The organism is Candidatus Thiodiazotropha sp. AKIB8, assembly GCF_058244675.1.
Window position 1 is genome coordinate 1 of sequence record NZ_JBSYOO010000040.1, and the last position, 25,087, is coordinate 25,087.

Annotated in this window: 23 protein-coding genes and 4 tRNA genes; 19 read left to right on the plus strand and 8 right to left on the minus strand. The window is 48.8% G+C overall.

Annotated elements, in window-relative coordinates; translation table 11 throughout:
• The 4 genes from AC4IFB_RS13635 to AC4IFB_RS13650 form a co-directional block, all read right to left on the minus strand.
• Nucleotides 1-128: GTP-binding protein (locus tag AC4IFB_RS13635; protein ID WP_490775054.1), on the minus strand; the 128-nt coding region annotated here is incomplete at its 3' end.
• Nucleotides 129-199: 71 nt separating this feature from the next.
• Nucleotides 200-275, minus strand: a tRNA-Thr gene (locus tag AC4IFB_RS13640).
• A 132-nt stretch (nt 276-407) separates the two neighbouring features.
• Nucleotides 408-481, minus strand: a tRNA-Gly gene (locus tag AC4IFB_RS13645).
• 241 nt (nt 482-722) lie between these two features.
• Nucleotides 723-807, minus strand: a tRNA-Tyr gene (locus tag AC4IFB_RS13650).
• Nucleotides 808-1,122: 315 nt separating this feature from the next.
• Here AC4IFB_RS13650 and AC4IFB_RS13655 point away from each other — a divergent pair.
• The 11 genes from AC4IFB_RS13655 to AC4IFB_RS13705 all read left to right on the plus strand — a co-directional run bounded on the left by AC4IFB_RS13655 (nt 1,123) and on the right by AC4IFB_RS13705 (nt 10,678).
• A complete protein-coding gene (locus AC4IFB_RS13655) occupies nt 1,123-2,841 on the plus strand; it encodes a tetratricopeptide repeat protein (protein ID WP_490775052.1) in 1,719 nt (572 codons plus the stop codon).
• Between the two features lie 14 nt (nt 2,842-2,855).
• On the plus strand, nt 2,856-3,728 hold the full coding sequence (gene ispE / locus AC4IFB_RS13660; RefSeq protein ID WP_490780451.1) for a 4-(cytidine 5'-diphospho)-2-C-methyl-D-erythritol kinase: 873 nt from the start codon (nt 2,856-2,858) through the stop codon (nt 3,726-3,728).
• A 1-nt stretch (nt 3,729) separates the two neighbouring features.
• Nucleotides 3,730-3,804: transfer RNA gene (locus AC4IFB_RS13665), tRNA-Gln, on the plus strand.
• A 54-nt stretch (nt 3,805-3,858) separates the two neighbouring features.
• The gene (locus AC4IFB_RS13670) at nt 3,859-4,797 is read left to right on the plus strand and encodes a ribose-phosphate diphosphokinase (protein ID WP_490775053.1); all 939 of its coding nucleotides are present in this window, start codon (nt 3,859-3,861) and stop codon (nt 4,795-4,797) included.
• A gap of 84 nt (nt 4,798-4,881) precedes the next feature.
• Nucleotides 4,882-5,088, plus strand: coding sequence for a hypothetical protein (locus tag AC4IFB_RS13675; RefSeq protein WP_490775050.1), 207 nt, complete (start codon nt 4,882-4,884; stop codon nt 5,086-5,088).
• Nucleotides 5,089-5,110: 22 nt separating this feature from the next.
• Nucleotides 5,111-5,737: a 50S ribosomal protein L25/general stress protein Ctc gene (locus AC4IFB_RS13680; protein ID WP_490775049.1), complete on the plus strand. Its 627-nt coding sequence runs from the start codon at nt 5,111-5,113 to the stop codon at nt 5,735-5,737.
• Between the two features lie 54 nt (nt 5,738-5,791).
• On the plus strand, nt 5,792-6,376 hold the full coding sequence (gene pth / locus AC4IFB_RS13685) for an aminoacyl-tRNA hydrolase (protein ID WP_490780452.1): 585 nt from the start codon (nt 5,792-5,794) through the stop codon (nt 6,374-6,376).
• 153 nt (nt 6,377-6,529) lie between these two features.
• On the plus strand, nt 6,530-7,276 hold the full coding sequence (locus tag AC4IFB_RS13690) for an outer membrane lipoprotein-sorting protein (RefSeq protein ID WP_490775047.1): 747 nt from the start codon (nt 6,530-6,532) through the stop codon (nt 7,274-7,276).
• 85 nt (nt 7,277-7,361) lie between these two features.
• A complete protein-coding gene (locus AC4IFB_RS13695; RefSeq protein WP_490775046.1) occupies nt 7,362-8,594 on the plus strand; it encodes an ABC transporter permease in 1,233 nt (410 codons plus the stop codon).
• Complete coding sequence (locus AC4IFB_RS13700; RefSeq protein ID WP_490780453.1) at nt 8,587-9,837, plus strand: FtsX-like permease family protein; 1,251 nt, start codon at nt 8,587-8,589, stop codon at nt 9,835-9,837. The genes AC4IFB_RS13695 and AC4IFB_RS13700 overlap by 8 nt, the downstream gene beginning before the upstream one ends.
• Before the next feature lie 7 nt (nt 9,838-9,844).
• Nucleotides 9,845-10,678, plus strand: coding sequence for an ABC transporter ATP-binding protein (locus AC4IFB_RS13705; protein ID WP_490780454.1), 834 nt, complete (start codon nt 9,845-9,847; stop codon nt 10,676-10,678).
• A 283-nt stretch (nt 10,679-10,961) separates the two neighbouring features.
• Here the strand turns inward: AC4IFB_RS13705 and AC4IFB_RS13710 are convergent, their stop codons facing one another.
• The 3 genes from AC4IFB_RS13710 to AC4IFB_RS13720 form a co-directional block, all read right to left on the minus strand.
• Nucleotides 10,962-13,727, minus strand: coding sequence for an efflux RND transporter permease subunit (locus AC4IFB_RS13710; protein WP_490775043.1), 2,766 nt, complete (start codon nt 13,725-13,727; stop codon nt 10,962-10,964).
• A gap of 100 nt (nt 13,728-13,827) precedes the next feature.
• Entirely contained in the window at nt 13,828-16,044 is a 2,217-nt protein-coding gene (locus AC4IFB_RS13715; RefSeq protein WP_490780455.1) for an RNA polymerase-associated protein rapA, read from the minus strand.
• Nucleotides 16,045-16,184: 140 nt separating this feature from the next.
• On the minus strand, nt 16,185-17,162 hold the full coding sequence (locus tag AC4IFB_RS13720; RefSeq protein ID WP_490775041.1) for an outer membrane lipoprotein-sorting protein: 978 nt from the start codon (nt 17,160-17,162) through the stop codon (nt 16,185-16,187).
• A gap of 630 nt (nt 17,163-17,792) precedes the next feature.
• Between AC4IFB_RS13720 and hemA the strand changes: the two genes are divergently transcribed.
• The 7 genes from hemA (at nt 17,793) to AC4IFB_RS13755 (ending at nt 23,348) form a co-directional block, all read left to right on the plus strand.
• Nucleotides 17,793-19,061, plus strand: a complete 1,269-nt coding sequence (gene hemA, locus AC4IFB_RS13725) for a glutamyl-tRNA reductase (RefSeq protein WP_490775040.1) — start codon at nt 17,793-17,795, stop codon at nt 19,059-19,061.
• Nucleotides 19,058-20,137, plus strand: a complete 1,080-nt coding sequence (gene prfA, locus AC4IFB_RS13730) for a peptide chain release factor 1 (protein ID WP_490775039.1) — start codon at nt 19,058-19,060, stop codon at nt 20,135-20,137. The genes hemA and prfA overlap by 4 nt, the downstream gene beginning before the upstream one ends.
• 19 nt (nt 20,138-20,156) lie before the next feature.
• Nucleotides 20,157-21,002 carry a peptide chain release factor N(5)-glutamine methyltransferase gene (gene prmC, locus AC4IFB_RS13735; RefSeq protein ID WP_490780456.1) on the plus strand — a complete coding sequence of 282 codons (846 nt, stop codon included), beginning with the start codon at nt 20,157-20,159 and terminating at the stop codon, nt 21,000-21,002.
• Nucleotides 21,003-21,126: 124 nt separating this feature from the next.
• Nucleotides 21,127-21,537, plus strand: a complete 411-nt coding sequence (locus AC4IFB_RS13740) for a hypothetical protein (RefSeq protein WP_490775037.1) — start codon at nt 21,127-21,129, stop codon at nt 21,535-21,537.
• Nucleotides 21,538-21,589: 52 nt separating this feature from the next.
• Nucleotides 21,590-22,336, plus strand: a complete 747-nt coding sequence (locus AC4IFB_RS13745; protein ID WP_490775036.1) for a HesA/MoeB/ThiF family protein — start codon at nt 21,590-21,592, stop codon at nt 22,334-22,336.
• A 9-nt stretch (nt 22,337-22,345) separates the two neighbouring features.
• Entirely contained in the window at nt 22,346-22,954 is a 609-nt protein-coding gene (gene rrtA / locus AC4IFB_RS13750) for a rhombosortase (RefSeq protein WP_490780457.1), read from the plus strand.
• Complete coding sequence (locus tag AC4IFB_RS13755) at nt 22,947-23,348, plus strand: glutamyl-tRNA amidotransferase (RefSeq protein WP_490780458.1); 402 nt, start codon at nt 22,947-22,949, stop codon at nt 23,346-23,348. Before rrtA ends, AC4IFB_RS13755 begins: the two co-directional genes overlap by 8 nt.
• 24 nt (nt 23,349-23,372) lie before the next feature.
• Here AC4IFB_RS13755 and AC4IFB_RS13760 read toward each other — a convergent pair whose 3' ends face one another.
• On the minus strand, nt 23,373-24,071 hold the full coding sequence (locus AC4IFB_RS13760; protein WP_490780459.1) for a CAP domain-containing protein: 699 nt from the start codon (nt 24,069-24,071) through the stop codon (nt 23,373-23,375).
• A gap of 123 nt (nt 24,072-24,194) precedes the next feature.
• Here AC4IFB_RS13760 and AC4IFB_RS13765 point away from each other — a divergent pair, with 123 nt between their 5' ends.
• Complete coding sequence (locus tag AC4IFB_RS13765) at nt 24,195-25,052, plus strand: hypothetical protein (protein WP_490780460.1); 858 nt, start codon at nt 24,195-24,197, stop codon at nt 25,050-25,052.
• Nucleotides 25,053-25,087 lie beyond the last annotated feature (35 nt).

A 25,087-nucleotide genomic window follows, 5' to 3' on the forward strand; every position in this document is an offset into this window, starting at 1 on the left:
TCGCCACCATACTTGGCCGCCTGGACTGTTGTGATGGCCGCCGTCAGCGTGGTCTTGCCGTGGTCTACGTGACCAATCGTGCCCACATTGACATGCGGCTTTGTGCGTTCGAATTTTTCCTTGGACATGAGTTTCTCTCCAGGTTCTCTATTTATTGTATAAAGACAAATTCGCGCGCTTCCGCACGCCGTTCAATATTTGGAGCCCAGAAGCAGATTTGAACTGCCGACCTCACCCTTACCAAGGGTGTGCTCTACCAACTGAGCTATCTGGGCAAATTTTCATCACCTAAAGTCTATATAGGTCACAACACAGCAACTCGACCGTCGGCACAGAACAAACGGCGATACCGCCACGCAGTACGCCGTCGATTGGCCAATCAAACTAAATTGACCTAAGATAATCAATGGAGCGGGTGATGGGAATCGAACCCACGTATTCAGCTTGGAAGGCTGAAGTTCTACCATTGAACTACACCCGCGCAGCCAAGCGACGCGTCGCTCACCATAACCGCTACAAACCAACACAGCAGAGGATAGAAGGTTGCTCCCAGCCTCCGACCCTTTGCCCTGAGGGCATTGCGCCAAGCACTTTATAATCCAAAAGTCGCTTTAAGCGCCACTACTAACGAACCAACTCAGGTTCGCTTCCTCCCTCTGCACTACAGCACGGAAGGATATATCGAGATGCAGGATAATAAAAACCTCATTCTCAATGTTACCTGGTGGAGGGGGGAGGATTCGAACCTCCGAAGGCTGAGCCGTCAGATTTACAGTCTGATCCCTTTGGCCACTCGGGAACCCCTCCTAGCGAGAGCCGGGCATTCTGACGCCAAGCCTTGCCAAAGTCAATAAACATTTCAAACATTTTTTTGTCTACTTCATAGACCTGTTCAGAATTAAGGCTTGCAGCCAGTGTCATTTACATTTCTACTAGAGCCTAGTGTACCTCGTCATAGACTCTGTACCATTCAGCGAGCCTGGAAGGGGTTAGCCGCTAGGCATGCCTTGATCTGACGTATTGGGGCGGCTCTGAATGGTACAGAGTCTATGACGAGGTACACTAGAACAGTAAACCCGACGAATTACAGCGCATTGAAGGCGCATGAAATCAGCGAACCAAATGAATAGAGCCACCATCTTAATCTGCCTGCTTCTTTCTGCCTGTGCCGGCAACCCAAACCTCAATGCGCCCAGCTCATCTGCCCCGGTAGAAACTGAGAAGAGTTCAAAGCTGACAGAACAGACTTCAGATTCGCTGACAAACGACCTCGTCTACCACACTCTGGCCAGTGAAATTGCAGCCCAACGGGGTAAGCAGCCTATGGCTTTCGAGCATGCGCTGCAGGTTGCCAGGGAGTCGAGAGATGCCATGTCTGCAGAACGCGCTACCAGCCTTGCGCTGCAAGCCAATCTTCCAGATGAGGCACTGACCGCAGCCAAGCTGTGGATGGAAATAGATCCGGATGAGCTTAAGGCCTACCAAATTGCTGCCATCATCAATATTCGCGCTGAGCAAATGAACGAGGCCATTACTCAGCTTCAAAAGGTAATAAAAATTGCCAACAAGAATGGCCAATCAGGCTACGTACAGGCGGCAGCCATCGCCGAAAAATCCGGGAATCCCAATAAATCCCTGGCGATAATGCAGCAACTGATTCCTCAGGATACAGATTCCAGCCAGGCGCTTTACGCCCTCGCCCTGGTTGCCAATCACGCCAAACAACGTGAATTAGCTCTTGGATATATTGAGAAATCCCTCCTGATCGACCCTAAATCCACACAAAGCCTGGTGCTTAAAGCCCATACATTGATTGCGTTAAAACAGGATCAAAAGGGGGTCGAATTTCTTAAACAAGCCGTCCAGGATCAGCCTGACAACATCAAACTTGGACATGCATACGCAAGAGTACTTCTGGAGGTTAATCAACCTGAAGCCTCACTGCAGCAGTTTCTGAAGCTCCATCAACTGGCACCGGATAACAGCGATTTCACTTTCTCACTCGGCATGATCTACATGCAGCTCGACCAATATGACGAGGCATCAAACTATCTATCAAAACTGACCAAAAACAGATCTAAACGTAATGAGGCCAATTTTTACCTGGGGGCTATCGCTGAAGAGCAAGAAGCAGTTGAAAGCGCCCTCGATCGCTATAGCCGCGTTGAAGGAAAGCATTTAGCCGATGCCCAGGTACGCATCGCTAAAATTCTCTCCGATCAAGGCAATCTCAAACAGGCCAGAGAGACACTGCAGCGCCTGCGGGTAAACCAGTCACGTGATCAGCTAAAATTCTACATGATAGAGGCAGAGTTACTGCGAGAGGCACGTGACTACGCCTTAGCACATGAGGTTTACACTAAGGCTCTTGGCCGATTTGCAGACAACATAGAGCTGCTTTATGCCCGCGGACTCAATGCTGCCGACCTGAAACGGGTCGACCTGCTGGAGCAGGATCTCCGCAAGATCCTTGCAACTCAACCCAAACATGCTGACGCCTTGAATGCACTGGGTTACACCCTGGCGGATCAAACTGACCGACTCGATGAGGCAAAAGAGTATATTCAGATGGCACTTTCACTGAAACCGGACAATCCTGCGATTTTGGATAGTATCGGCTGGGTTGAGTACCGTCTCGGCAATTATGAAGCCGCTCTGGCTCATCTTGAAAAGGCGGCTGAAATCAGCCCTGATGCTGAAATCGCATCCCATCTGGGAGAAGTGCTATGGGTCATGGGGCAACAGCAACGTGCTCTTGAAATCTGGGATGCGGCAAATGAGAGAGAGCCTGATAATCGTTTTATCAGACCCGCCATGATGCGCCTGGGTGTTGAAAACTAGATTCAGACAACTCTGTGTCAACTCATCCGAAGCACTCCCCGGATTTTTTAAGCTGTCCGGCCCCCGCAAAACTCAATCTGATGCTACGCATTACAGGCAGAAGGGCTGATGGTTACCACAACCTGCAGACAGTATTTCAATTCCTAGACCACTCTGACCAGCTCGATTTTCATCTGCGCAGTGACGCAGAGATTCACCTATCCGATAACCTGCCTGGTGTCACAAAGGAGCAAAACCTCTCTTTTCGGGCTGCTAAAATCTTACAAAACCAGAGTAAAACACCATTTGGAGCAGACATTTACCTGCGGAAGTCCCTGCCTATAGGGGGGGGACTCGGTGGCGGCAGTTCAGATGCAGCAACCACGCTGGTCGCTCTGAATCGACTTTGGGATATAAATTTAAGCAATCAACAGCTAATGGATATCGGACTCTCCCTGGGTGCTGATGTGCCCATCTTCATCCATGGGCATGCAGCCTGGGCAGAAGGAATTGGTGAGAAAATCACAGACATAGAGCTCCCGGAGAGCTGGTTTTTGGTGATACATCCCCCTTGTCACATCTCCACAGCGGAGATATTCGGACAACCTGATTTGACACGCCACTCACCCCGCATCAAAATACGCGCCTTTCTAGATGGCAACAAACAGAATGACTGCCTGCCCGTAGTCATCAGACGCTACCCTCAAGTAGCAAAGGCAATGGATTGGCTTAATCGGCATGCCGATGCACGACTGACGGGTACAGGGGCATGCTTATTTGCAGAATTCGCTGAACGGCGAGAGGCAGATGAGATGCTGGATCGGCTTCCTACCGATCTCACGGGTTTTGTTGCTCAGGGGCTTAACAGCTCCCCATTGCTGGACATGTTCCAGAAAGAAAAGAGTTAATTGGGGCGTCGCCAAGCGGTAAGGCACTGGGTTTTGATCCCAGCATGCGTAGGTTCGAATCCTGCCGCCCCAGCCATTTCTCTGCAAACCATTTTCACGACAGAGGATTAGTACCGTGCCATCCAACGCCATGACGGTCTTCTCGGGCAATGCCAACTCAGCACTCACTGCCGAAATCGTGAGTCATCTCAATCTCCCACTGGGTAAGATGCAAGTGGGACGATTCAGCGATGGCGAAGTCATGGCTGAGATCCATGAGAATGTTCGAGGCCGCGATATTTTCATCGTTCAACCGACATCCGCGCCCACTAATGAAAACCTGATGGAACTACTGGTGATGATCGACGCTATGCGCTGGTCATCTCCCGACCGCATCACCGCGGTCATTCCATATTTTGGTTATGCCCGTCAGGACAGACGTCCACGCTCTGCCAGGGTGCCGATTACTGCCAGACTGGCAGCCAAGATGATCGCTACCGCTGGCGCTGATCGCGTATTGACTGTCGACCTCCATGCAGACCAGATTCAGGGATTTTTCGACATCCCAGTCGACAATGTCTACGCTTCCCCAATCCTGCTGGGAGATGTATGGCGCCAAAAGCACCCAGATATTGTTGTTGTCTCACCCGATGTTGGTGGTGTAGTGCGAGCCCGGGCACTGGCAAAACGTCTGGATGATGCAGATCTTGCAATTATCGACAAACGTCGTCCTCAGCCCAATGAAGCCAAAGTAATGAACATCATCGGTAAGGTCGAGGGCCGCAGCTGCATCCTCATCGATGACCTGGTGGACACAGCCGGCACCCTTTGTCAGGCAGCCAACGCCTTGAAGGATCATGGTGCGGCGAAAGTGGTTGCCTACTGTACCCATCCTGTACTATCTGGCCCTGCAGTTACAAATTTGAGCAACTCTCAGCTAGATGAGTTGGTGGTCACCAATACAATCCCTCTATCGGAAGAGGCAAAGCAGTGTAGTGTTATACGTCAGGTATCGATTGCTGAACTGCTCGCTGAAACCATGCGCCGTGTCTCAAATGAAGAGTCGGTCAGCTCTCTATTCATCGACTGAACAGTACCCGACGCTCAGACCTGCACCAATCAAATCCCCCGATCCTTTAGTCAGTTGCCAGACCGGGCAATTGAGAAGCTATCTATGATCCAATTCCATGACGAAGATATTGATGCGGAGATCAATCGGGCAAAACCAGCTTATAACGGAAGACTGAAAACCGCCACTGTCGCCAAACAGTGGCGGTTTTCTATTTTGGGGCTGGAAATTCTGGCCAATCCTGATAGAATCGCGCGTCCGCTGTCAATGCAGCGGTGGTGCTGCTTGGTCGCGAAGCGGCATCCCTATTGACCTAACAGATACGGAGAAAACCATGTCTGCCAGTTTTGAAATCAACGCCCAGTTACGGAGCGATAATGGGAAAGGTGCGAGCCGCCGCCTGCGTCGCGCCGGCCTGATCCCAGGCATCGTCTATGGTGCACACAAGGATCCAACCCCGATCTCCCTGCAGCACAATGAAATTGTCCATTCGCTCGAGAATGAGGGTTTCTACTCGAACCTGCTCTCTCTGAAAATTGATGGCAAGGAAGAGACTGTTGTATTGAAAGATCTGCAGCGCCATCCAGCAAAGCCTTTCCTGCTACATGTAGACTTTCAGCGAGTACAGGCTGATGAGAAGATTCGCCTGCATGTACCGATACACTTCATCAATGAGGCGACCTGCCCCGGCGTCAAGTCCGGCGGACAAGCCAGCCATGTGATGACTGACATGGAGATCAGCTGTCTGCCTAAGGATCTGCCCGAATTCATCGAGATTGATCTGGGCAACCTGGAACTTGGGGCTGTTCTGCATGCTTCTGAAGTTAAATTCCCTGATGGTGTTGAGTTGATCACCCATGAAGGTAATGAAGATCCTATCATCGTGACCATTCACGCCACCCATAAGGGTGAAGATGAGGAATCTGCTGATTCTGAAGAGGGTGAGGAAGGTACAGAATAGACCTGTATCCCAAGGGGGGGTCACCCCCCCTTATCTCCCCAAAGTACACCTCCCATGCCATCCCAACCCATTAGGCTCATTGTCGGTCTCGGCAATCCTGGCCCAGACTACGACCTGACACGCCACAACGCTGGCTTTTGGTTTGTCGACAAACTTGCAGATCAACATCACCAGCCCTTCCGAATGGAATCGAGACACCATGGTCAGGTCTGTAAATTGAATCTGCATGGTGAAGAGGTAAGATTGTTAAAGCCGACCACTTTCATGAATAGAAGCGGACAGGCACTTTCAAGTCTGGCCAACTACTTTCGGATTGACCCAAATGAGATTCTGGTTGTCCATGATGAGCTTGACCTGGCGCCAGGAGAGGTTCGCCTTAAAACCGGGGGCGGTCACGCTGGACACAATGGCCTGAGGGATATCATGAGTGCCCTGGGTAATCGTAATTTTCACCGCTTACGAATCGGCATTGACCACCCAAATGACCGAGCTGCAGTGGTCAATTATGTACTCGGCCGCCCATCAAAAGCCGATAGAGAGTCCATCGATCAGGGGATCGACAAGGCAATCGACTGCCTGCCAGTGATCCTGCAAGGGGAACTCCAAAAGGCGATGAATCAACTACATAGCAGCCGATAACATACTCAAGCTGCTGTTTAAAAAGAGAAATCACTCTATTCTCTTTAAAACAGAAACCGCTTTGCACTCGGCCACTTGCCTTAAACTGGCTATATATCATGAAATGCTTATAATGGCATTGAATGATTTCCGAGTTTCAGAGTATGTTTTTCAATGGTTAGAGTCTTCACAACATTTTGGCTGCTTATTCTCACCACTTCAGGGACGTTGGCTGGTGATTCCGCAAAGGAAGCGCTTGAATTGTTACAAAAGACAGAAGCGCTTATGCGTTCAGAGGGTACCGTTGCAGAGTACCGCATCGACATCCTGCGTCCAGACTGGCAAAGAACCATGACCTTTCGCAGCCATGACGATATGCGTGATAATCGCTTTCGCATGGAGATACTCTCACCCCGGAAAACCAAGGGAACGGTATTTCTTAAGGTGGACAATGTCCTTTCTATGTATCTACCCAAACTTCGTCGTCAGATCAAAATCTCCCCCGCAATGATGCAAGATCCCTGGATGGGTTCTGATTTCAATAACCAGGATCTGCTGGAAACTGACACGATGATCGACGGGCATACACATCAAATCATCGATCAGCAGGGTGAGGGTGACGACGCCATCATTACGATTGAATCTATCCCGGCCCCTGAGACCACAGTTACCTGGAAAAAACTGATCAGACGCATTCGTGGGGATGGCATTCCTCTGGATATGGCTTACCATTGTAAGAAAAGGGTCAAACGCATGATGGTATTTGACCAGATAGAGGAGATGGGAGGAAGGGTGATACCAACACGATGGACCATGCAACCCCAGGATGGAGAAGGAAAAAGCACAATTATCACCCTACAATCGATACAGTTCGACATACCGCTGGAACCACAGCTCTTTTCACCTATGCAAAAACAATAGGCTGAAGATCACCTGTGGCGGAAAGCTGACCGAGATTATCTCTTAGGGCCTGTTAACAAAGACCAGGCAGTGGATTGCCTACTCGATGTCATCGTTCAACACCAATCTATTAACCATGGCACTGCGAAATCTTGTGGGGCACCCTCGACGTACCCTGCTGACTGCAGGTGCTATTTCTGTCGGCCTTGCTTCATTGATCTTCCTTTGGGGATTCAATGAGGGTCTTCACCGAAACATGCTCGGCAATTTTCAGAAAGCAATCATCGGTACTCTACAAATACACCGTGAAGGCTTTTTTCAACAACCCAACCTCTCACTGGCTATCCCCAATGCTGATAGAGTCTCCAACGCTCTTGAGAGTGCTGGCGTTGAAAACTACAGTCAGCGACTGGAATCATTTGGCCTGGCGGCTTCGGATAGCACCACCCAAGGGGTGATGCTGATCGGCATGGATCCAGTCAATGAAACAAGAGTTACCGAACTTAATAGACGAATCGGCATTGGCCGCTTTCTACAACCGGATGACAGTTACACACTAATACTTGGTGCAACGACAGCAAACAACCTTCAGGTCAATCTCGGAGATGAGGTAATCATAATCGGCTATGACCGATATGGTGCAATGATCGCTGAATCATTCACACTGGTTGGCATCATCACCAGTGGTGAAATGGGCCTTGATAAGGGTATGGCCATCACCAGCCTTGCAACGCTCCAGGAGATGGTAGATATGCAAGCACGTGTAACAACCTTTGTGATCAATATCGATGAGAAACTACTTCCCGAGTTGATTACAAATCTTAATCTTGCGCTATCCGACGAAAATCTAGAGATCATGCCCTGGTATATTATGTTTCCGGTAATGAAGGAGTGGGTTACTCTGCACAATGGTTTTCTCTTCCTCTTCCTTGGGGTTGTACTCTTTATTGTCTTGGCCGGAGAGTTGAATACCTTACTGTTATCCATGTTGGATAGAACCCGGGAATTCGGGATTCTGATGGCCATCGGTACTACCCGTCGACAGATTGCGCTGTTGATGATGACTGAGGCGGGGATCATCGGTATTTTAGGTATTCTGCTTGGGATCCTGCTTGGGTATACCCTAATTTCAATCACAGGAATGGTCGGCATTGATCTCTCAATTCTACTTGGATCGACCTCTCGATTTTATGTCGACCCATTGATCTATCCCCATTTAAAACTTGACCATCTCGGCATCACTGCCAGTGCCATTTTCTTCGCCTCTATCCTCTCCAGCATCTACCCAGCCTGGCGAGCCAGCCTGCTTCAGCCAGTCGAGGCAATTCGAAATGGTTAGCCGAACACGCCTCGGGCCTCTGACCTATTTTGCACTGGCATATCGTAATTTATTACGAAACCGCCGACGTACAACCATCACCTTGTTGACCATGATTTTTGGTATCGCCACATTGACCCTACTGAGTGCGCTCAATGATGGTTGGCTGAGCCAAATGAAGACCAACTTTATTCTTAGCTTTACCGGGCATGTTCAAATCCACGCTAAAGGGTTCGAAGTTTCACAAAATCTACGCGATCAAATTTCAAATCCGGAGGAGATCACCCGATTCATGGAGTCCTATCCGGAAATTTTCGGCTGGACTGAACGCATTCGAACTTCAGGACTTGCTTCAGTCAGCGGCAGCAGCGCCGGCGTGCAAATCATGGCCACTGATCCAGAGCAGGAGACATGGGTCACCTCCATGGATCAAAGTGTCAAATCGGGTCGCTGGCTGCAGCCAGGTATGACAAATGACCTGCTATTAGGCCTGACCATCGCTCAAAATCTAGGTGCTGAATTAGGTGACCGGGTAGTTCTCATGACTCAGCGCCCCAGTGGCGAGATGATCTCTGAGGTCTTCTATTTACGAGGAATATTGGAGACAGGGGCGCCACAAATAGATCGCACCCTGGCATTGATCACCCTTAAGGGTGCGCAGCAATGGTTGCAGATGCAGCAGGCAGTTACCGATATCGTGATAAGAGCAGACGAACACTATCAGACAGATAAACTATATCGTCTATTCGCCCAACAACTATCTGAGGACACCTATGAAATCATGCCCTGGCAGGAGCTTGATCCAATGGTCAGACAGTGGCTCGAATTCAGTGACGCCTATGGATTAGTGATCTTGATTGTTGTCATTGTGCTGGTACTCACTGAGATCCTCAACACCATGCTGATCTCCCTTCATGAACGCCAAAAAGAGTTGGGCGTAATGATCGCGATCGGTACCAAACCCTATCAACTCTTTTTTATGCTATTGCTTGAAGCTGTACTGTTAATCCTGATTGGCGCTATTTTGGGTTATCTTGTCGCAGGTCTTATAGTCTACGCGCTCGCTGATTCCGGCATAGACCTGACAGGTTACTCCAATGCCTTTGAATTTTTCTATATGGATCCGGTTATCCATCCCCAGTTGACCCAAAACTCAGCCATTAAAATTCTTCTGGCCTCCCTTACGGCTACACTACTTGCAGGTATCTACCCGGCATGGAAAGCCACTCGATTGTCACTTAGTCAGGCACTACGTATCCAATAGGTTGCCCATGTCAGAAGAAAACGCTACCACCATTATCCGAACCAGTGACCTGCATAAGTGCTACTGGGTAGGCACAATGCCCTACCCTGCACTTCACGGTATCAATCTGGAGATTAAAGCGGGTGAGTTCGTAGTGCTTGCCGGACGATCAGGATCGGGAAAAAGCACGCTATTGAATATTGTTGGCTCCTTGGAGTCTGCTGATCGTGGCAAGGTTGAAGTTCTGAACCAGGATATTCTTGGCATGACAGGGGATCAGCGCACCCAGTTTCGTCTTGACCATATCGGCTTTGTATTCCAGGCCTATAACCTGATTCGCGTATTGAGTGCTCGTGAAAATGTCGCTTATGTCTGTCAACTCCAGGGTAAAAGCAGACAGGAGAGTATGGAGATCGCCAACCATTGGCTGCATCAGGTAGAGATCGAACATCTGGGATACCGACGTCCCGATCAACTCTCTGGTGGACAGCAACAACGGGTTGCCGTTGCCCGTGCTCTTGCTACAGAGCCAAAAATCATTCTAGCTGATGAACCAACCGCAAACCTGGATTCAATTACCGGCAGACACCTGGTAGAGCTGATGCACTCATTGAATGAACGCCTGGGTACCACCTTTCTGATTTCATCTCATGACCCGGATGTTAAGAGAGCAGCCAGCCGTTTGATCAAATTAAGCGACGGCTGCATTGTCAACGATTGGGATGAATCACCGAACCCACCTGCCTCACTAGCTATAACCTGTCCTTTACGCAATCTGCCATTCACTGAGCGTATGCGACTCTTTTTCAAACATCGCCGCAACCGACAAACAGAGCATAATAAAACTTCCAGACGATCCTGATATCTGCACTTGAGGGTTAGATATCAGCGGTCACCAGCATCGCAATATGGTCAATGCAGTAGACACATTATTTAACAGTGGTTGACTGATGTAGATACCCAGCAAGGTAGCCTGACGGAATCCGGGGTGCTCGGTGCGCTTAATCCCCTGGATTCCACTGCACTCCATCCAGGCTACGACATCTATGAATAGAGGATAGATCTCTTTCTCATCAGCAGGACAATAAAAAAGCCGGCATAAAGCCGGCTTGAAATCATACTGAGACTAAGCCCAGTTAACTTTTCTAGTTTTTATATTCACCAAATACAAATTTTGGTTTCAGCCAGGCTACCAGCATCGGCAATATGGTCAATGCGGTAACTACATCGATTAACAGTGCCTGACTGATGTAGATACCCAGTCCCCAGGTGTTTGCCAGATCAGTATTCAACAATGGGATGAAACAGCCCAAAAGCACAACCACAGAGATGATTACCGCCGAGCCGGTGGTATTCAGGGTGTTGACCAATGACTGCTGCCAGTTACCCGCTGTTGCCTGCATCTCCTCTTTGAGCCGGGACATCATGTAGATGCCGTAATCGATTCCCAACCCCATGGCGATACTCAGTGCCACTTGCAGATGGAATGCGAGATTACCCGACCAGTTCTGGATACTGGTCATGTAACCACCCAGGCCATATTGGGCGAATAAGGTGATGAACAGCAACACCATCAAAATACTGGAGATGATCAAGGAGCGGAAAATCAGAGCGGCAATAACGAATACAGCAGCTGCGGTTAACAGAGGTCCAGAGAGCCAGTTATCCACCGCCACCTCACGGGTAGCCTCTGTAGCACCGAGAAACCCGCCCAAGCCTGGTGTGACATAACCGGGGCCATCAACGGAGAGTTCATTGGTATCACCTGAGAGATCAGAAACAGGCCCTGAACGCAGGCCAAAGTTAACCTTCTGGAATCCTACATCATTTTTATGGTCTTCAATATATTGCTGAATATCCATCGTGACCTGGTGCGTCTCTACAGGATCCATGGTGTTGACAAAGCCCATCACCACACCTTCATTCCAATTCTTCATGACGAAGGAGTCCATATCCCCCTCTTCAGTCATTGTCTCCAATAGACCGTTGTAGAGCTGAACTATGTCATCACCACCCCTGTCATCATCCGGATCGATAGAACGAAGTTTTGCTGAGGTTGGGATATATAGATCTTTAACATCCGGTTGCTCTCCCGGTTCCGCAGTCAACAGCATATTTACCAAACGAATATATTGTGCATAAGATCCGGTAAAACCGATAAATGGATGGGCTCTCATCCACTCTTCGAGGGCCTCTATATCAGCCAGGACATCTGCCTGATTGAAAATGCCCTGAGCACCGCATGGATCTGGATCCCAACATCCCAGTTCAGCCTTGGCTCTCTCACACTGTGCGATCTTCTCTAGTGGATCCTCTATGTCATAGATCTCCTCAGGGAAGTAGGTCTCAACACAGAGTTCAGCCGTTGGCTCCTTGCCACGAATCGGAATAGAGACCGAAATCACACCAGGCATGATATCGTTCAGACGCTCGATATGCTGAATGGTTATCGACTTTTCCTTAAAGGCGGCGCGGGAGTAGTTAATACCCTTCTCCACACCTGGCATCAGATCTTTACTGGTGCCGTTCAGAATATCTGTCTCGTAGACAGACCAACCCATGATCGCCACAACAATGCCAATAGGAATCAATTTTCCTGGGCCGGTTAGCAGCCCGGAGATAAAACCACCAACCTTTGATTCCCATGCATGCTCGTGCCCCGCTTTAGTCTCACTTGAACTACACGGAAAGGTCATCATCAGCAGAGGTATGAGGGTCGTGGTGGTGAACAAAAGAGTCAGCATACCGAACATGCCGAAATAGGCGTATGCCTTGTAAAACGAGATATCCACCGTGGCAAGGGTCGCAAAACCGACCATATCGGTAACGATAGACAAGCTTGCAGGCACGATTGTATGGGATATGGAAACCCTTGCAGCGGATTCACAACTGCCTGATGCAGCCTGCTCCTGCATAAACCGCCGGGTTACCTGAACGGAGTGACCAATACCAATGGCCAGAAGCAACATTGGGGTCAATACCATCATGGTAGTAAGTTTAAATGCAGAAAAACCCATCAGCCCGAGTGTCAGTATAATGGTTGCACTGACACCAATAATCGGAAACAGGGATCCTCTCCAGTTACGGAATTCAAACCAAAGCGCGGCAATAACAATCGCAAAGGAGATGACAAACAGCCACCATTTATTCACCAGATCGGCCAACATCCAGGCCAGGAAGTAGGGCTCACCTGCGACCAAGACTTCGAATCTCTCATCCTCACTATACTCATCCATCATGGCGCGAATTTCACGCACCCAGGGGAGATAGATCTCCTTAACATCATCGGTATAGTCGCCAATGATGTAGAGGGACTTGGCAGTACAGTTTTTGGAATCCTTATCCTTGAATTCACACTTATTCCCTTCAGCATCCTCGAAACCGATCAACATCGGCCCTATTACAGGATTGTTTTCCACACCATCTTTCAGAAAAACAAGCTGCTGCTCCGCTTTTTCCGCTTCACTGCTGATGCCCTCGGTCGGTATCAGGCGTTTGAATACCAGACCATTCTCATCAGCACCCATGTATTTGATCTTTTTCGCAGCTATATCGATAAAGTTGGACTCACGGGCAGTGGGTAGATTCACCAAACGATTGTGTATCTCTTGAACCTTATTAACAAACCAGCCTTTGTAAACATCACCTTCGTTGATCCGCAAGGTGAAAACCATCAGGTTTCCCATGCCGAAGTTGTGCTCTGCATAGAGATTGGTTGCCACGTAGCGATTACTGGGAGGTAATAGCGTGTCTGGATCGTTGCGCATATCCAGATTTTTTATCTGCAGGGCAGCCACAATAGTGACAACCAGAAGGATCAGCATCAGAGGCCAACGGAATTTTATGACAAAATCCGCGTAGCGCTCAGCCATAGAGTTATTAGTTTGATTATTAGATGCAGAGCCGCTCATGGCCCATACTCCTCGATATCTCTGCGATTTGGCAGGCGCCCGCACAGACAAGTGCGAACGCCTGCTTCCGAAGGGTTAACTCAAGTAACTCCGTTAGAAATTACTCAAAGATCCATTTCAGACCCACTTGGAAGTTAGAGGAGTCTCTGAACTGGCCAAAGGTAGTGTTTTCATCACCCCAATAGTTGTTCCACTCCACTGAAGCAAGCAAGGTATCGGTGAAGGTATACTCCACATCGAAGCGATTCCACTTGCCGCCCCCTTCTTCGTAGATAAAGATATTGTTCCAACGATGCTCCTGAGACTCGCCGAAAGGTTTGGAGAAAAAGATTGAATAGAACTCTTTATCTTCGTAACCCTTTTTCAAGCCATTCGCCAGATTCATTGTTGCAAAATCGGCGGTATAGCGGCTGCAATCCATGGTTACACCAGTTTGAGTCCGGCAGGTATCCGATTCTTCAATAAAGTCGAGATTGCGGAACTGAATAAATTGACCGCTCACCAGCAGATTGGTGGCTACTGTAATATCTGCACCAATGACATACTTAAAGTAGTCAGCATCTTCCATTTTCAGCGCATTGGTCAGATCACCGATACTCAGCAGAAACTTATCGATGACAGGCTGCTTCTCACCTTCATCGTAAAGAAACTCGCCTCTGAGCACTAATGGCACATCACCCACTTCCAGCGCATAATCGAATGAAGAGCCGATACTGTTGACTCGATGCAAGGTTTCAGTGAAACGCAATGTCGGCGCACCGGTTCCCATGGCAATCGGATCATTGAATGGGTTGCCATCAGCCAGGGCTGGCAATACAGCACTTGGATCCAATGCACCGGCATAGTTACCTGCACTGTCGTGAGCCAAAATGGTAGTCGCATTACCAGCTTCCCAATTCGCTCTGGCCTCATCTCTTGACAAACTGTTGGCTACATCAGGAACGAAGGTGTCATTCTGCTGTGGACCAGGTGTGCCATTGGTATCAAAAAACAGTGTTGGCGCACGCTGTACGATCAACTCATCCCCTGCCGCATTATGCCAACTCAGGTCGATATCAGGATTGCCACCATAGTGGTAGAAATAGTTAACAGACCAGTTCAAACCACCATCGGTAGAGTTTCTAAAACGAAATCCACCATTCACATCACTGTCATCGGGATAGTCTCTGACCCACTCAGTTTCGAATCCAGTCAAACCACCAGCTGCAGTGAAACTGGTAAAAGTATTGAATGTGGCAAAGGTCGCATTTGACATATATTCAAATGCTGAGGTGGCCGCTTGCGGCTGCCAGGTCACTTCAGTTGGATCTAACGGTGTCAGGCCGGTAATGGGCATCAGGTTGGTTTCGCCATAGTTACCGTTGGGATCATTAACACCTGGCGGGAAACCTGGTTGTCCAGTAAATCCGAACTGAGTAAATGCATTCAGTAACAGCCAACCTGGAGCGGCTAAAGGATCGGTAGGAACCGTCGGATTTAGAAGGCCGGGAGTAGTCTGAGCATCCCAGAAATTACCTGCAAAGCCGTCTACGGTTAAACCGGCAAACAGGTTAAGACCCACCGGTAATGCACTACCGCCAGTGAAACCGCCACCCATTGCTGCACCGTTGAATGTCGCAGCCACATTACTCAATGCAGGAGCTATGTTGTAGAAGCCATTTACCTTGCCACTGATCGTCTCCACACCTTTCATGAGGAATGGATGTCCAGCATCGCCATCGGAATTGAGGCCTGGAATCTTGTTCTCTTCAACCTGGGATACAATCAGCTGAATATTGCTGCTGTCACCAATATTGCGCTCTGCATTGATCATCCAGATCGGTATGCGGGAGTCTTCCATGGCATTCTGGTTAAGTTCACGAAAATCAGATGGATTGATGATATCCAGTAGCTTGATACCATCAGCAGTTCCCCATACCACCTGTTGTTTACCAAGTCGTAAATCCCAATCGAACACAGAGGTGTCCATGTAGAGCTCACGAAGGTAGTCGTGTTGCGTATAGAGTCGATGCCCTTTGTAGTCGTCGTTCGCGCCTTCAGTGTCATAGATAAAATTCAGATCAGCATGCCAGGTAATTGAGTCACCGACATAACCGTTCATGAAGACTCGTGCTGAGTTTTCAAACTTCAGCAGATCCCCTTTATCGTGCCCCTCTTGATCCAGCATGGTATCGGCTTCGCCCGTGAGCTGACCATCTCTGGTAAAGACTGATGTCTCATTTTTCAAATAGCCGCTAATCTCTACTTCAGCGACGGCCGCACTGGGTACGACCAAGGCAAGCAGGATAGACTGATACAACTTACAGCGTTTGAACATGAATGCTTCCTCCCGGATTCACTGCTGCACAGTACCTCTTCCTTTGGCCTGTCGCGCGCAATGATGGTGTTGGCTGACTTATGCTGGTCAGCCGTATAACGTGGAAACACCCGAATAGTCGGGTGTTTCGATTTTTTTAATTAGCGTTTTATTTTTCTCAGGGTCTTTTCAGACCAATAGTCTGCCTGCCAAGGTTGATCGTATTGAACGATCTCTCTGGGAATAACAGCCCAGGTCTCATGGCCTGACTCAAAGGTCTTACCGTACCAATAGCCCCAGTATTGAGCACGAGGATCGTCCAATCCCAGGGATTGCCAATCCCTATCGATCACTTTTACCTTTTTATCCCCTTTAAAATACTCGGTGCGGTAGTCAGCGTAGGTCTTTGTATCGACATAGCTGATGCGATGATCGTACCACCAGCTCTCACGCTTGGTTTGACTCTTCAGTTTATAAACCTCTTTGCCTTTGTGGTCACATGCCGCTTCTGGCGGACTAGGCAGATATTTGTTTTTAGACTCAGCTTTATCGATCGCACCCAGACAATCACTAAAGGTATCGGTACCCAACAATTCATGTGTTTCATCTTTAGGCTTGCGCAGTGTCACATCACCGAAAGTAAAATCGGTACCACCCCAGGCATCATCGTGTGCAGGTTCAGCGAAACGACGGATCTTTCTCAGTGCCGGCAACCAGATTGAGTAGGATTGGCTCTTATTGTCATCAACGTAGTCGGTAATCAACATACCGGTACCCTTCAACTTACCGGAACGGAATATGGCTATATCCTGCCCGTTAATAGCACTGTCGGCATAATCGTTGTTGAGGTAACGCTCTACAGTAATGGTGGTGGGCTTACTGCCAGCGGACTTGTTGAGGATCACTGTAATTTTACCCGGAATTGCCCGATTGCTTCTTTTCGGATCTTTGTTGTTATTGGTGATACCGAAGTTCTTCAAGGAATAGAAATGGTTGACGAAGTAGACCTGATTTGCGATCTCATCTGCACTAGGCGAACCTGACGGAATGGGTAGATCTTTTGCGACACCGGCCAGTAGAGAACCTGAGAAAAATAACCCGGCAGTGGCCGCTGCGTAGACAAACTTACGCATCTGCATATTGAATCCTCCTACAAATGGGCGGCCTTTTTGAAGCCCAACCGCCCTATTTATTAAATTTTAAGTGTTTCTTATGAGCGAGCTTTATTGAGACTTTATATTAATAACAGAGATCGCATTACTTTAGCAATGCGGGTAATCCACAACCCCCTCTGCAGATAGCCATATAATCGTTTTTTTTGCTGCAGCCTCGACATTTATCTACTGTTCGATGACTCGCAAGCTATCCGCTAGCTCTGCTAGCTAAAGAAGCATAGTCTATTTCAGACACCTTTTCCCTTTGCCTCAAATAAGCATTTTTTATTGCTAACAGCATGACTCCTGATTCTTAAGATTAACTTAAGGGCACAGATACCAATTTCGGCTGACTTCCATTGTAGCCTGTGATCAGCATACTGCATCAATCTACGTCCAATTTACACCCTGCAATACTCTATTTATCTACTCTTTAAGCCAGGATCGCAGCAAATTAATGCAAATGCAGGGGTAATCTTGTAAGTATAGCCCTAAGCTATAGAACAATCCGAATTCCTAAATTCAGTCACCACTACTCGAAAAAACGAATTAAACTTGAATTTAACCCTTTGATATAACAAAATTTCCAATCCACTAGACTGCGCACCCTTTTATATGTCGATACTTGCCCTTGGACTCAACCATAAAACCGCCCCTGTGGATATCAGGGAGAAGGTTACCTTTGGGCCTGATATCATTGCTGGCGCTTTGCGTAGTCTGCAGGAAAATCCGGCGGTAAATGAGACGGTCATTCTCTCCACCTGCAATCGCACCGAAATCTACTGCATCCTCAATGAGGAAGACCATGAGCCTCTCGCCGACTGGATAAGCCGCTTTCATGGCCTCTCCAACAGTCGGGTGCAGCCCTATCTCTACAACCATTTTGGCCTGGATGCGGTAAAACACCTGCTGAGGGTCTCCTGTGGCTTGGATTCTCTTGTTCTCGGAGAGCCACAGATACTCGGCCAGGTCAAAGCAGCCTATCAGACCGCAACAGATGCTGGCACCACTGGCAAACTGCTCTACAAGCTGTTTCAGCACGCTTTCTCTGCAGCAAAACAGATCCGTACAGACACGGCAATCGGAAATAGCCCTGTATCTGTTGCTTTTGCCGCTGTCAGCCTGGCTAAACAGATCTTCAGTGACCTCTCGGAACAGACGGCACTCCTTATCGGTGCCGGCGAGACCGTAGAACTGGCAGCTCGACATCTGAACCAGAACGGTATCGGCCGTATCATCGTCGCAAATCGCACAGTAGAGAAGGCACACACGCTGGCCTCTCAGTTTGATGGCTATGCCATCGCATTGACAGAGCTCAGCAATCATCTGTCTGAGGCGGACATCGTCATATCATCCACAGCCAGCCCGCTGCCGGTGCTTGGGAAAGGCACCGTTGAGAGCGCTCTGAAGGAGCGAAAACATCGCCCCATATTCATGGTCGACATTGCCGTTCCCCGTGATATTGAGCCAGAAGTCTCTGATTTAAGTGATATCTATCTCTACACCGTGGACGATCTGGATGAGGTTATCCAGGAAAACATGCGCTCTCGGGAAGAGGCTGCAGAACAGGCAGAAGAGATCATCGAACAGTATGTGGATGACTATATGGGCTGGCTGCGCTCACTGGATGCGGTAGAGCTGATCCAGGACTATCGCTGTTATGCTGAGCAGGTTCGCGACGAGGTCATGCAGAAAGCCCTGCAGCAGCTTGCCAAGGGTAAAACACCTGAAGAGGCATTGCGTTTCATAGCCCATACACTGACCAACAAACTGCTACACACCCCCAGTACACAAATGCGACAAGCCGGATTCAACGGCCAAATCGAACTACTGGATGCCGCCAACACACTATTCCAAATCAAGAAAACAGACGACAAACCATGAAGCCATCACTCCGCGGCAAGCTGGATCAGATCGCAGAACGTTTTGAAGAGATCACAGCGCTGATGGCTGATCCAGAGATCCAGAGCAATCAGAACCAATTCCGGGATCTTGGGCGGGAGTACGCCCAGCTGGAACCTGTGGTCGTGACTTTCCGTGAGTATGTTGCAGCCGAAGAGGATGTGGAAGCTGCCAGGGAGATGCTCTCTGATCCAGAAATGGCCTCCTTGGCGAAAGAGGAGATCGCTAGCGCTGAGAGCGCCAGGGAACGCCTTGAACCAGAATTACAACTGCTGCTGATTCCTGCCGACCCCAATGATCAACGCAATGTCTTTCTTGAAGTACGCGCCGGCACAGGGGGTGCCGAAGCCGCCCTGTTTGCCAGCGACCTGCACCGCATGTACCTGCGCTATGCAGAGTCGCAGAATTGGCAAACAGAGACCATCAGCGAGAGCCTAGGGGAACATGGCGGCTTCAAAGAGATCGTCTGCCGTATCAGCGGCAGTGCAGTCTATTCCCGTTTGAAGTTTGAATCTGGCACCCACCGGGTGCAACGGGTACCCGAAACCGAATCACAAGGGCGCGTCCATACATCAGCTTGCACCGTTGCCATTCTTCCCGAAGTCGAAGAGGTGGATGATGTAGAGATCAACACCAATGACCTGCGAGTCGATACCTATCGCGCCTCTGGTGCAGGAGGACAGCATGTCAATAAAACAGACTCTGCAGTCCGCTTAACCCATCTGCCGACAGGCATTGTTGTGGAGTGTCAGGACGAACGCTCTCAACACAAAAACAAGGCTCGTGCCATGTCCCTGTTACAGGCCAAACTACTCTCTCAGGCCCAGCAAAAGATCGCCACTGAGCAGGCAAGCTCACGTAAACTTCAGGTAGGTAGTGGTGACCGTTCTGAGCGCATCCGTACCTACAATTTTCCACAGAATCGTCTCACCGACCACCGTATCAATCTCACGCTCTATAAGCTTGACGAGGTGATCTCCGGGGCACTGGATCAGGTAGTAGAACCCCTGCTGAGAGAGCACCAACTCGAAGAACTTGCGGCAATGGGTGATTCCTGACGCCGTCGGAGTTCAACCCATGACCACCCTGAGAGAGGCTCTGCTGAGTGCCCAGAAATCCCTCAAAAACGGACCCGACAGTCAACCTGAACTGGAGGCTTCGCTGCTACTCTGTCATCTTCTGGGCAAGCCTAAAAGCTACCTCTATGCCTGGCCCGAAGCCAGTTTATCCCCATCCCAGGAGCAAAGTTACCAACAGCTTGTAGAGCAGAGACTCAGCGGTAGACCCATTGCCTACATCCTCGAACAGCGAGAATTCTGGTCTCTCTCACTGCGGGTCACTCCGAACACCCTGATACCAAGAGCCGAAACCGAACTGGCAGTTGAGCGCTCACTTTTTCATCTACAACACATTGATAAACCAACCCTGGCAGATTTAGGTACCGGTAGTGGCGCAATCGCTCTGGCCCTAAGTAGTGAGCGCCCAGAAGGTAGTATTGACGCAACAGACGCCTCTCCTGAGGCACTGGCAGTAGCAGAAGAGAATGCACATTGTCTGGGCTTTAAGAATATCGACTTTCATCTTGGAGATTGGTGTAAGGCGCTACCCATTGGAACCAAATATGACATATTGGTGAGTAATCCACCCTATATTGAGTCCGGTGATCCTCACCTCACCCAGGGCGACCTGCCGCAAGAACCAATCAGTGCACTCGCCTCTGGTGAGGATGGATTGAATGATATCCGTTTGATCATTGCTCAGGCACCCGCATATCTTAAAAAGAACGGATGGCTGATTTTGGAGCACGGCTACTGTCAGGCTGTGCAGGTCACCACCCTGTTACAGTCAGCAGGCATGGTCGAGATAACGACACACACTGATCTGGCAGGGAATCCGCGTGTTACAGAAGCCCGCCAGCCATAGGATAGTAAAGCGCACCTCTATTAAGCTGCTTACATAATGATCAGCTTGTCGGCAACCCCTCTCATCCAGTAGGGGCCTATCAAATCGCTTGATTATTTCCCTACTTTCGCTAGGATTGGAAGCTATGGGTGACCCCATACACGACTTAGTGAAACACCGGGACATTCACTTTTTCGAACTCCACCCGGATCCCAACCAGGCCAGTACGGCTGCTGCCTTACTCGCTGATGTGTCAGGTATTATTCAATCAAATCCAATTTCTCCCATCCTCTTACAGGTAGAATACGAGCTATTGGAGGTCTCTTTGGAACAGATTGAAACCGGTCTGACTGCAATGGGACTGCATATTGATAACCGTCTCCTCTACCGCCTGAAACGGGCACTCTATTACTATACTGAAGAGACTGAGCGCGCCAATCTTGGATGCAATAGAACAGACTCTAAATGCACACGTTTAATCTTTGCTGACCGATACCAGCGCATGAATCACCAGTTACGAGACCAACGCCCAGAGCATTGGCGAAAGTACCTCTAACGACTAAAATTGTCGCTTATATCAGACTTTTTCACCTGCCCAGACCCACTCTATGAATGACAATCAACTGCTCCGCTACAGCCGACAGATCATGCTGCCATCCATCGGCATCGAAGGGCAGGAGCGACTGCTCGAGTCCCGGGCGCTTATTGTCGGACTAGGTGGCTTAGGCTCTCCCGCTGCGATGTATCTTGCTGCTGCCGGGGTTGGAAGCTTGGATCTTGTCGATTTTGACCGGGTGGATTTAACCAATCTACAACGCCAAATCATTCACACAACAGATCGCATAGAGCAACTGAAAGTCGAATCTGCCCGTGAAGCCCTTCATGCCATAAATCCTGAGATAGAGATAGAGATCTTTGCCGAAAAGCTGGATGAGAGTGAGTTAAACAGACTGGTTGAACGAGCCGATATCGTGCTCGACGGCACCGACAATTTCACCACCCGCTTTGCCATCAACAAGGCCTGCCATCACCACCAAACCCCACTGGTTTCAGCTGCGGCGATTCGTATGGAGGGTCAGGTGAGTGTCTTTAGCGGCCAACCGGGTTCACCTTGTTACCATTGTCTCTACGCAGACGAAGGTGAGATGGACGAGACCTGCTCAGCAAACGGCGTGCTTGCCCCCTTGGTCGGCATAGTCGGCAGTATCCAGGCAACAGAAGCGATTAAAGTTCTAACTGGTGCCGGCAAAAGTCTTGAAGGAAAACTGTTGCTTTTAGATGCCCTGCATATGGAGTGGCGCAGCTTAAAACTAAAGCAGGATCCAGCCTGCCCTGTTTGCAGTAATCAGGGTTAAGGCTCGTTGGTGGCACAAACCAGGATCACATTGCCCGCTAAAACCATGATCTGCCCACTGGCGATCAGTTTGGTCTGCCTGGGGCTGGCTCTCTTTTCTGCAACACTCTCTGAACTACTTCAATACCATCGTGGTGAGATCAATAACGGTGAATGGTGGCGTCTACTGACTGCTCATCTTGTCCACCTGGGCTGGGGCCACCTGTTGATGAACCTGATCGGAATGTGGTTCATCTGGTATCTCTTTTTGACCAACTCCCGCATCTGCTGGTGCAGCTATATCTTTATTCCACTGATCATAGGCACCTCAGCGGGACTTTGGTTTTTCACCCCAGAACTGATCTGGTACAGAGGGCTCTCAGGTGCACTCCATGGACTATTGATTTGGGCCTTACTCCGTCATTTCAGTTCAGAACCCCGACTCTCTGCTGCCCTGCTGCTTGGTCTGGTTATTAAAATCGGCTGGGAACAGTGGCATGGCCCTATGCCGGGGAGTGAATCCCTGGCAAACGGACGGGTGGTAGTGGAGTCTCATCTGTATGGTGCACTGAGTGGTGTGCTAGTCTGGATCGTGGAAACAGTACTTAAAACAATTAACAATGGGAAAACCAGTGATTAAGCGCGCCACTATTTTAGCTGTACTTTTTTCACTCATAGCCTGCCAAAGCCCAAATGATTTGGATATGACTCAGCTGAGCCCCGAAGAACGAAAAAGTGTTGCATCACTCGCCTGGCTGAAACAGGCCAATGTTGAGCAAGATGTAGAAAGCGCATTAGCCAAAAACGATCACCGGCTGCTGGTTATGGCGGGACGATCTCCAAGTTTACCGGGAGTGCCACCAGAACTGGCTTCCAAAGCCAAAACCGTTTGTGACGTCCGCTATCTTGAGGGATCTACAGATGTTGTCCAGGGTGACATCCATCTTAAACTTATACAGGCGGCTTATGACTATGCGGCAGCTTATAACCAGGAATTAATCAAGCACTGCCTGGAAAAAATAGAATCAAAATAACCTACTCTTTTTATAGGCACACACTTATTGTCGAGCAAATACCTGAGTCCAATAGTTGTAGTAGTGGGCTTGATCCGTAGCGATTACAGCAAATCCAAACTCCCTGAATTTCGGATCCATTATATTTTCGCAATGAGTGGGGCTCGACAGCAGGTTTTCCATAACCTGTTTATTGTCGGGATAACCTGCAGCGATGTTCTCTCCAACCGCTCTCCAGTCATAACCTGAACGGCTCACGCGAACCCCGACACTGGAACCATCAGAGCCTTCATGGTCGAAATAGTCGTAGTCAATCATATCCTGGGAATGGACAAAGGCTGCAAGTTTGAGCCTACAGTTCCAGCTCAATGATGGTGCTGCTTTAAAGATTTCATCACCACATTCACGCGCCCTTGCTCTCGCATTATTCACCAGGCGCAACATTTCTCGCTGCTCATCATCTGGACGGCAGTTCACATTGGACTCTGCTCTTTTTGCAGGATCGCTTTGTCTATCATTTTTATAAGCGGGCTCTTCCCGTTCTATATATGATCGGGCAACAGTGCCAATTATTAGTTTTTGATCCTGCAACAACTTATCAACACGCTGATCATTCTGCTCTGAGGGAGATTGCTGTTCAGGTAAAGCAACCCTCTCTAAATCACTCTCGTTACCAAGAGGTAATGATCCTGATAGGAATATAAAGATCGTTAGCAAAGAGAAAAATAAAATAATACTTTTCATATCATCCAGCTCTATTTAAACAGCGCTTTAAAGTGGCTAGGGTAATCCCTAGTTACATCAGAGTAGTAGATCAACTAAATTGAACATCATTAAGCGTTAACGGATAGACAGTTTAAGATAACCATGAAATTACAACCAACCATATTCCACCACTACCATGGTCAACATGGTCGGCTATTGGGACGACAAACTAGAGTCCTCCGAAGTGAAAAAGTTTCCCGTCAACTTAGCAGCAAGCTAAAAAATATTTCTGACGAGTATGGAACAGATGAGTTGGTACTCGGATTAAATAACTCTCTTTCACAACATGCATACAACAGTTTTAACCAACAACTTTGTAGCTCTGACCTTCCAAACTTTCTGCAGGACGAATTAAGAACATCGTTTAGTAATCAATGCGACACCCTTGGCCCCACTGACAACATTCAGTGCCAGTCCGAGTGTGACAACCTCTGTAATGAGTTTTTACCGAAGGATATTATGCAGCACAGCACTGCAACTCCTGACTTAGAAGCTGGCGAAGCTAAAACAGAGAATGACCTCGTATCCAACCATAAAAACCATCCCATAAAATCTGATTGGTCATGGCATCGCACACTCAGCTTTATCTATAGGCATATGATTCTCAACAGTATGAATGCCGATAACATTCAACAAACAGAGAAAAAGACAATCAGCTGGCTATGCGTTTTATCCGGTTCTATCGTTGCTCTGCAAGTTAGATTTCTACAAGCGGCGATGGAGAACCTGAAAACCATGCAGGACAATGTTTCGCTTCCCTATAAGAGCCAGGAGTCACTGGATGCAATGAGCGATGATGATAGAAACATTTACATCTCTGAGCGCAATGGCAAACGCCAACGCTTTATATCGGCGCAATCATGTTTCCAAGCCAATCTTCATCTGTTTGGATTGACTACGCAAATGTTGACGAATCTGTTCAGTTTGTTTAGCCGTCCTTGTAGATTACGTAATTCCTGATCCTACTGAACTGAAAGTTTTACCTGATTACTCCC